The organism is Burkholderia sp. DN3021 (genome assembly GCF_049805555.1).
GTDB lineage: Bacteria > Pseudomonadota > Gammaproteobacteria > Burkholderiales > Burkholderiaceae > Burkholderia > Burkholderia pyrrocinia_C.
In genome coordinates this window covers 61,074-69,371 of the sequence record NZ_JBNCAB010000035.1, presented here as the reverse complement: position 1 = coordinate 69,371, position 8,298 = coordinate 61,074, and the positions used below count along the sequence as shown (strand labels likewise).

Genomic DNA, 8,298 nt, shown 5'->3' with positions numbered 1-8,298 from the left:
GCCGTGGCGGGAGCGCTTCACGGGCGGCGGTGTCGCGGCGGTCACAGCGGCCGCGGCGGCAGGGCTCGCCGTCTGCCCGCTCGCGCGGCGGGTCGCGCCGCGCACGCTGGTCGACGTCGGCGCGAAATTCGGGCTGCCGCCGCTGCCGCAGTCGCAGGTCGTGCTGTATTCGCGCGTGCGCGACGCACGTGCGGCCGCCGCGCTGCGCAGGTTTGCCGACAGCCTTGCAATCTCGGCGTAAGCTGTGAGGTTTCGCCGCCCGCAATCTTCAGAAGAATCCGATGAAGCCCGAAGCCCGCAAGCACCTCCGCGCCAACCTGCTGATGCTCGCCGCCGCCGCGATCTGGGGCTCGGCGTTCGTCGCGCAGCGACTGAGCCTCGACGTGATCGGGCCGTTCCTGTTCACGGGGCTGCGCTTCCTGCTCGGCGCACTCGTGCTGGTTCCGCTGCTGATGCTGAACGCGGCGTCGCGCGCGCAGCTCGCGGCGATCCGCCGCGAGCCGGCACTGCTGCTGCCGGGCCTCGCGCTCGGCGGGCTGCTCGCGGTGTCGATCTCGCTGCAGCAGTTCGGCCTGCAGTACACGCGAGTCGCGAACGCGGGTTTCATCAGCTCGCTGTACGTCGTGATCGTGCCGCTGATGGGTGTGTTCGCACGCCACAGGATCGGCGCAGGCACGTGGTTCGGCGCGCTGCTCGCGGCGATCGGCCTGTATTTCCTCAGCATCGACGAGCACTTCTCGGTGCTCTACGGCGACTGGTTCCAGCTCGCGGGCGCCGTCATCATCGCCGCGCACGTGATGGCGGTCGGCCATCTCGCGAAGCGTCACGATCCGCTCGTGCTCGCGTTCCTGCAGTTCGTCGTCTGCGGCGTGGCGTGCCTCGCGGTCGGCCTGGCCGTCGAGCCGGTCAGCGTCGCGATGCTGCGCGGCGCGCTGCCGACGCTGCTGTACGGCGGGCTGCTGTCGGTCGGCGTCGGTTATACGCTGCAGGTCGTCGCGCAGCGCGACGCTGCGCCCGCGCACGCGGCCGTGATCTTCAGCATGGAAGGCGTGTTCGCGGCGGTCGCCGGCTGGGCCGCGCTCAACGAAACGCTGACGCTGCGCGCGCTCGTCGGCTGCGCGCTGATGCTGGCCGGCCTGCTCGCGTGCCAGTTGCTGCCGAACGGCGACGCGCGGAAAAAGGACGAAGACGCGCTGCCGGCGTGACACGCACCGTCCCTATAATGACGGTTCGCGTGACTTCCACGCCAACCGCTTCCGACAGGCCTGCTCCGTGACGTCCACTTCCGTCGATCCCGCCGCCGACCTGCTGCGCGAACGCGCAGCGCACTACGCCACCCAGGCGGCGCTGTTCCTGCGCGACCAGGCGCTCTCCACCGCGTCGCACGATCTGCGCAGCCCGCTGAACGCGATGCATAGCTGGGCGTACGTGCTCGAGCGCCAGCTCGCCAATGCCGATCCGAACCTGCAGCGCGCGCTCGCGGGCATCCGCACGGGCATCGACCAGCAGGTGACGCTGATCGACGACGTGCTCGATGCGCCGCGCGCGGAAACGCGCACGCTCGCGATCGCGCCGCGGCCGTTCGCGCTGCGCGCGCTGCTCGACGACACGCTCGCGCTCGTCCGTTTTGCGCTCGCCGACGCACGGCAGGTCGCGCTCGACGCGACGCTGCCGGACGACGAACCGTCGCTGTCGGCCGACCGCGAACGCATCGCGCAGGCGCTCTGGACGATGCTGACGGCGGCCGTCGAGGCCAGCGCCGCCGGCAGCCGCGTGACGTTCGCCTGCACGCGCGACGGCGCGCAGTTCGTCGCGCGCACCACTTGCACCGTGAGCGCCGGCGCACTCGCCGATCCTGCACAGCCGCATGCGTTCGAATCGTTCGCGCGACGCGAAATGCTACGCGAGCGCGACGCGAAGCGAATCGCATGGGCGCTCGCGCTGTGCCAGCGCGTCGCGCTCGCGCACGGCGGCACGTTCGCGCATACCGCGTTCGCCGACGGCGCGACCGCCACCATGACGCTCGCCATCCCCCGCGAGGCGCCGGTGTAAGCAATCGGTCGTCCAAAACATTACAAATTCCTTTCCGGCTCTATACTGATGGGCCTGTCATAACCGGAGCGATTCTTTGTTACAGATCTTCGCGCTCATCGGCGCGTTGTTCCTGGTGGCCCTGAACGGGTTCTTCGTTGCGGCCGAATTCGGCCTCGTCAAACTGCGCGCGACGCGCGTCAAGACCCTTGCCCGCAAGCACGGCCTGCGCGGGCGCATCCTCGGCATCGTGCACGGCCGGCTCGATGCGTATCTTTCCGCGTGCCAACTCGGCATCACGCTCGCGTCGCTCGGCCTCGGCTGGGTCGGCGAGCCGGCCTTCGCGGAACTGATCGGCCCGCTGCTCGACCTGATCGGCGTGCACTCCGAACGCGTCGTGCACCTGATCTCGCTCGTGTTCGCGTTCTCGCTGATCTCGTTCCTGCACATCGTCGTCGGCGAGCTTGCGCCGAAATCGATGGCGATCCGCCAGCCCGAGAAGATCGGCCTGTGGGTCGCGCTGCCGCTCTATGCGTTCTACTGGGCGATGTATCCGGCGATCTGGGTGCTCAACAACAGCGCCAACGCGGTGCTGCGGCTCGCGGGGCTGTCGACCGACCACGGCGGCGACGCGCACTACTCGACCGACGAGCTGAAGCTGATCCTGCGCAGCCGCCGCAGCACGGCCGGCAACGCGGCACAGCCGGCGCGCGGCACGTACAGCAACGACGAGTGGAACACGCTCGCTCATTCGCTCGATTTTTCGTCGATGACGGTGTCGGACCTGATGCGGCCGGCCCATGAAATGATCGGCCTGCGGCGCGACCTGCCGCTGCCCGACAACATGGAGATCGTCGCGCGGCACCGCTTCAGCCGCTATCCGCTGTTCGAGGATGCGTCGCGCGAACAGATGAGCGGGCTGATCCACCTGAAGGACCTGCTGCTCGCGCGTCACGCGGGCGCGGCGCTCGAAGACCTGTCCGACTACGTGCGCCCCGTGCAGTACGTGAAGCCCGACACCCCGGCGCTCGAACTGTTCCGCCGCTTCCGCAAGGGCGCGCCGCACTTCGCGCTGGTCGGCAACAAGGGCGAGAAGCCGATCGGCTTCCTGACGCTCGACAACCTGCTCGGCGCGCTGGTCGGCCAGATCCACGACGAGTTCCGCCAGGGCGATGCCGACTGGAGCCGCCTCGACGACGGCACGCTGATGGGCAAGGGCAGCCTGCCCGTCGTGTCGCTCGAGCAGGCGCTCGGCATCGATATCGACGAAGGCCGTGCGGAATCGGTCGGCGGCCTCGTGATCCAGGCGCTCAGCGACCTGCCGACCGAAGGGCAGCGCGTGTCGTTCGACCGCTTCGACGTCGTCGTGAAGAAGATGAACGGGCCGCGCATCGTGCTCGTGCGCGTCTATCCGAAGATCGCGAAGGAGGCCGACGAATGACGGCCTCTCGTTGTCGTCGCGACGCGCGATGAACGCAACGCTGCCGCGCTGCTGCGTGATCACGCCGGAACCGGCGTCCGCGTCGGCGGCCGATTGCGATGCGTTCCTCGACCGGCTGTCGGCCGTGCTCGCGCGCGGCGAGACGCTCGTGCAACTGCGCGTGAAATCGCTCGATACGGCCGCGTTCGCGCGGCTCGCCGCCGCGGCGCTCGCGCGCTGCAATGCAGCCGGCGCGCACCTGATGCTGAACGGCCCGATCGATGCGGCCGGCGTGATGCGGCTCGACGGCGCCGGCTGGCATCTCGACGGCGCCGCGTTGCGCGCCGCCGCGCAGCGGCCGTTGCCGGCCGGACGATGGGTGTCCGCCGCCTGCCACACGCACGACGACCTGCTGCTGGCCGCACGCGCCGGCGCGGATTTCGTCACGCTGTCGCCCGTGTTGCCGACGCTCAGCCACCCCGGTGCGCCGGCGCTCGGCTGGAGCCGATTCGACGCGCTGGCCGCGCAGGCCGCGATGCCCGTCTACGCGCTCGGCGGGATGACGCGCGCGCATCTCGACAACGCGCGCCGTCATGGCGCGTACGGCATCGCGGGTATTCGCGGGTTCTGGTAACTCGGGGGGCCGGCAGTGCAGCCGCCGGGCGCGGATGCGCCCGGCCGTTCGGACAACCACCTGCTCGCGCACGCAGGCGCGCTTCAGGCGTTCAGGTTCGGTCGCGCTCCACGCCACGAGCCGTCATCGATGCGACGCACGTCGTGCGTGAGCGCGTACCGGTTGACGTCGCCCGTCAGCCACGCAACGAGCGAATACGGCGGCAATTCCCCTTCATCGACCCGGTCGCGCGCGCGCGCCGGCGTCTCGAACACGACCTGCCCTCTCGGCGCATCGAACGGCACCGCATCGGGCGACAGGTTCAGTGCGATCGTCAGCGTCTCGTCGTCGGCAAGACGCCATGACGCGAGCAGCGCGTCGGCATCCCCGTCGCCGTCCGCCTTCAGCGCATGCGCGTCCTGCGGCCGGCAATCGGACAGCCGCGGCGCGATCAGCTTCGCGCGCACCGCGAGCGCAGACTGCACGAAATGCGCGCGATCGGCGTCGCGCGCGGTTTCGTCGAAGATCAGCGGGATCTGCGGCGTGAGCAGCGACAGCGCGAGCCCGGCCAGGCCGGCCTCTTGCCCTCGCTCGCCCTGACCGCAGTCGCGCCACGCGCCATCGGACAGCACCAGCGACGTCAACGACAGCCCGGGTTCGGCGGCCATGCCTTCTGCCGGCGCGGCCGGCTGAAACGCCGCGCCGGCCGCGGTCAGCGCGCGGGCGAGCGTGTGGATCGACTGGTGTGTGGAAATGCCTTCGTGGGCCGACGCGTCGCGCCCCGTCAGCCGGTGTAGCGCGCGTTCGCCGCAACCATTCCACTGCGCATCGAAATGGGTATCGGCGAGATGCGCCGGATGCCGCTCGCTGCCGAGCACGAGATGGATGAACCGGTCGGCCGGCACGGCCGCGCGCACGCGGTCCGCGATCTCGCGCAGCCAAGACACGCCGATCCGGTCGGCCTCGCGCAGGCGCAGCCCGTCGCAACGGTATTCGTCGATCCAGTACAGCGCGTTGTCGCAGAAGAAATCGCAGACGTCCGGATGATCGAGCGCCAGCGGCGGCGCCTGCAGCGGATCGTCGCGCATATGGAAGAACGGCTCCGCGAAGTGGCGCAGCGCGTCGGTGCCGCTGCCGAAGCGCGCGTAGTCGAGTTCCAGCAGCACCGCGAAGCCGTAGCCGTGCGCGTCGTCGATCAGCGCCTTCAGCGCATCGGGGCCGCCTTCGGCCGCAAGCGGCGCGAACGGCAGGCTGTCGTGCGGCGATGCGAGCAGTTCCAGCGCGGTCACGCCCAGGCGCGCGAGCTGCGGCAGGCGGCGACGCACGCCGGCGAAGCCGCCCACCGCGTGCGGGCGAATCGCGTAGAGCGCCATGTCTTCCCACGCGCGCCCGCGCCAGAACGTGTTGCGCCACGTGAACGCGCGCGGATCGACAACCTCGCTCGGGCCGTTGAGCCCTTCGGGTTGCGAACGCGACGCGGGATCGGGAATCGACACGGCATCGTCGAGGCGATAGCGGTAACGCGCACCCGCGCCGCAATCGGCGAACACTTCGAACCAGTTCGGGCCGGCGGCCTTCATCGGGACGAGCGTCGGGCCGTAGCCGGTATCGAGTTCGAGCTGGACCTGCGTGCTGCCCGGCGCCCACACGCGAAAATGCGTGCGCGGTGTTGTGCCGAGCGCGCCACAGGGCTGCGCGCCAAACGGCAAACAATGAATATAGTGCTGCGCGTACGGATCGTGCGGACAATCGGACATCATGCGCTCCTCGTGCGTGCCGAGCGGCATGGCCGCGCCACTGGCGCGGCGCATCGGGGCCCGGCATGCGACGGCCAGGCGGGGGGAGAGAATCGAGTATGCGCCGGATTCGCCACCGCGATGCATCATGTTCAGACATTTTTAAATGCGAATCGACCCCCGGAAAATCGGCAGCCCGACGCTTGCCGAATCGGGTAGTCGGCATACCGGAATGACCGCTCGCCTTGTTGCGTCGGCCACGCACGCTTACGCTCTGCGCCATGCTCGCGGACACGTCGTCCGCGCCCGACCCGAGGAACCCGCCATGTCGCTTCCCGCCAGCGCCGCGAAATTCGATCCGGCACGCGCACACGAATACGCCGAGCAATCGCGCATCGCGCTCGCCGGCTACGATGCCTGCCACGAACTCGCCGCGTGCATGCTCGCGTCGGCGATCGGCGTGCCCGATGCGCGGATACTCGTCGCGGGCGCGGGCGGCACGGGGCAGGAAATCTGCGTGGCGGCCGCGCTCGAGCCGGGCTGGCAATTCACGGCCGTCGACCCGTCCGCGCCGATGCTCGCGCTCGCGCGCACGAACGTCGAAACCGCCGGCTTCGGTGCGCGCACGGCGTTCGTCGAGGACGATGTCGATGCGCTGCCCGACGCCCCCGAGTTCGACGGCGCAATGCTGATCGGCGTGCTGCATCACGTCCCGGGCGACGATGCGAAGGCGGCGCTGCTGCACGCGATCGCGCGACGCCTGACGCCCGGCGCGCCGCTCGTGCTCGCCGGCAATCATCGCCGCTACGCGGACCACCCTCGCCTGCTCGACGCGTGGCAGCAGCGCTGGCGCATGAAGGGCGCCACGCCCGACGCCGTGCGCGCGCAACTCGCGAAGATCCTGCAAGGCGCCGATCCGCCCGCATCCGAGGAAGCCGTGTTCAGCCTGCTGCGCGATGCGGGCTTCGATGCACCGCTGCGCTTTTTCGCGAGCCTGTTCTGGGGTGCGTGGATCGCGGTGCGGCGCGCATAACGGATCGAAGCGGTTCGAAGCAGTTCGAAACGGCCGGCGGCGCGATTCGCGTACACGCCGCGCGCGCTGGGTATGATGTCGTTCCCGCCCCCTTCCGGCCTCGACATGCTCACCGTCCATCACCTGAACAACTCGCGCTCGCAGCGCGTGCTCTGGCTGCTCGAAGAACTGGATGTGCCGTACGAGATCGTGCGCTACGAGCGCGATCCGAAAACGATGCTCGCGCCGCCCGCGCTGCGCGCGATCCATCCGCTCGGCAAGTCGCCCGTCGTCACCGACGAAGGCCGCACGTTCGCCGAATCGGGCGCGATCATCGAGTACCTGGTCGAACGCTACGGCAACGGGCGCCTCGCGCCGCCGCCCGGCACGCCCGAGCGGCACGACTTCACGTACTGGCTCCACTACGCGGAAGGGTCGGTGATGCCGCCGCTGCTGCTCAAGCTCGTCGCGCTGCGGATCGCGCATGCGCCGATGCCGTTCTTCGCGCGGCCGATCGCGCGCAAGATCGCCGCCACGCTGCAGTCGGGCTTCGTCGATCCGCAGATCGCGCTGCATCTCGGCCATATCGACGGCGCGCTGAATCGCACCGGCTGGTTCGTCGGCGACGGCTTCAGCGCGGCCGACATCCAGATGAGTTTCCCGCTCGAAGCCGCGACCGCGCGCGGCGGCGGCAGCCAGTATCCCGCGATCGCGCGCCTTCTCGACACGATCCACGCGCGGCCGGCGTACCGGCGGGCACTGGAACGCGGCGGTCCGTACGACCTGCTCAAGTAACCGGCGTCAACTCAGCAACCCCGCCGCGACGTTGATCGACAGCCCGAGCACGGCCATGTTGAAGTAGAAAGACAGGATCGACTGTGCGAGCACCGCGCGCCGCGCGGAACGGTTCGCCAGCGATATGTCGGCGGTCTGCGATGCGACCGCGAGCGTGAACGCGAAATACAGGAAATCCCAGTAATCGGGTTCGGGGTTCCGGTCCGGGAAACGCAGCGCGCGGTCGCTGCTCGGCGAGCCGTAATAGAGCCGCGCATAGTGCAGCGTGAAGATCGTCGGAATCAGGAACCACGCGCCGAACAGCGTCGCGCCCGTGATCGCGTAATGGCTGAGCCCCGCGCGGAAGCCGACGCTCTTGGCGGTCGCGAGCTCGATCGCGATCGCGGCCACGCTCGCGACGGTCGCGAGGCATACGACGGTCAGCACGGTCGTCGCGTTTTCGTCCTCGCGGATCGCGACTTCGCGCACCTTGTGATGATGCGCGGTGACCATGCGCACCCACATCAGCACGAGATACAGCCAGACCGCGCAATCCCAGCCGATCAGCGTACGCGCGGTCAGACGCAGCGGAAACGGCAGCAGCACCGCGCACAGCAAGCCCGCGACGAACGCCGCGACCATGCGCGGCCGGTTGCGTAATACCTGCGGATAAAACGTCATCGTGTGATTCCGAAAGCGGATGGAAAGGGTT

The 8,298-nt window shown here is 69.5% G+C and carries 8 protein-coding genes and 1 pseudogene; 7 read left to right on the top strand and 2 right to left on the bottom strand.

Features of this window, described 5'->3' with window-relative positions; genetic code table 11:
- The 5 genes and pseudogenes from ACPUER_RS18730 to ACPUER_RS18710 all read left to right on the top strand — a co-directional run.
- Positions 1–241 (top strand): annotated as a pseudogene (locus tag ACPUER_RS18730) (LysR family transcriptional regulator); the annotation flags it as partial.
- Positions 242–281: 40 nt separating this feature from the next.
- Positions 282–1,205 carry a DMT family transporter gene (locus tag ACPUER_RS18725; protein WP_425131832.1) on the top strand — a complete coding sequence of 308 codons (924 nt, stop codon included), beginning with the start codon at positions 282–284 and terminating at the stop codon, positions 1,203–1,205.
- A 67-nt stretch (positions 1,206–1,272) separates the two neighbouring features.
- On the top strand, positions 1,273–2,052 hold the full coding sequence (locus ACPUER_RS18720) for a HAMP domain-containing sensor histidine kinase (RefSeq protein ID WP_310131897.1): 780 nt from the start codon (positions 1,273–1,275) through the stop codon (positions 2,050–2,052).
- Between the two features lie 76 nt (positions 2,053–2,128).
- Positions 2,129–3,472, top strand: a complete 1,344-nt coding sequence (locus ACPUER_RS18715; protein ID WP_425131831.1) for a hemolysin family protein — start codon at positions 2,129–2,131, stop codon at positions 3,470–3,472.
- Positions 3,473–3,500: 28 nt separating this feature from the next.
- Entirely contained in the window at positions 3,501–4,085 is a 585-nt protein-coding gene (locus tag ACPUER_RS18710) for a thiamine phosphate synthase (RefSeq protein WP_425131830.1), read from the top strand.
- Positions 4,086–4,168: 83 nt separating this feature from the next.
- Here ACPUER_RS18710 and ACPUER_RS18705 read toward each other — a convergent pair whose 3' ends face one another.
- Entirely contained in the window at positions 4,169–5,821 is a 1,653-nt protein-coding gene (locus tag ACPUER_RS18705) for a DUF3459 domain-containing protein (protein WP_310132065.1), read from the bottom strand.
- Positions 5,822–6,125: 304 nt separating this feature from the next.
- Here ACPUER_RS18705 and ACPUER_RS18700 point away from each other — a divergent pair, with 304 nt between their 5' ends.
- Together ACPUER_RS18700 and ACPUER_RS18695 are read left to right on the top strand one after the other, a co-directional pair.
- Positions 6,126–6,833, top strand: a complete 708-nt coding sequence (locus ACPUER_RS18700) for a class I SAM-dependent methyltransferase (RefSeq protein ID WP_175958649.1) — start codon at positions 6,126–6,128, stop codon at positions 6,831–6,833.
- A gap of 105 nt (positions 6,834–6,938) precedes the next feature.
- Positions 6,939–7,607 carry a glutathione S-transferase gene (locus ACPUER_RS18695; RefSeq protein ID WP_425131834.1) on the top strand — a complete coding sequence of 223 codons (669 nt, stop codon included), beginning with the start codon at positions 6,939–6,941 and terminating at the stop codon, positions 7,605–7,607.
- Between the two features lie 6 nt (positions 7,608–7,613).
- Here the strand turns inward: ACPUER_RS18695 and ACPUER_RS18690 are convergent, their stop codons facing one another.
- Entirely contained in the window at positions 7,614–8,267 is a 654-nt protein-coding gene (locus tag ACPUER_RS18690) for a DUF1345 domain-containing protein (protein WP_034185170.1), read from the bottom strand.
- Positions 8,268–8,298: the final 31 nt, after the last annotated feature.

Bases quoted from the DNA above. Each gene is read 5' to 3' on its own strand.
- ACPUER_RS18690 (WP_034185170.1), bottom strand. From the start codon at position 8,267: ATGACGTTTTATCCGCAGGTATTACGCAACCGGCCGCGCATGGTCGCG.
- ACPUER_RS18725 (WP_425131832.1), top strand. From the start codon at position 282: ATGAAGCCCGAAGCCCGCAAGCACCTCCGCGCCAACCTGCTGATGCTC.
- ACPUER_RS18700 (WP_175958649.1), top strand. From the start codon at position 6,126: ATGTCGCTTCCCGCCAGCGCCGCGAAATTCGATCCGGCACGCGCACAC.
- ACPUER_RS18710 (WP_425131830.1), top strand. From the start codon at position 3,501: ATGAACGCAACGCTGCCGCGCTGCTGCGTGATCACGCCGGAACCGGCG.
- ACPUER_RS18695 (WP_425131834.1), top strand. From the start codon at position 6,939: ATGCTCACCGTCCATCACCTGAACAACTCGCGCTCGCAGCGCGTGCTC.
- ACPUER_RS18705 (WP_310132065.1), bottom strand. From the start codon at position 5,821: ATGTCCGATTGTCCGCACGATCCGTACGCGCAGCACTATATTCATTGT.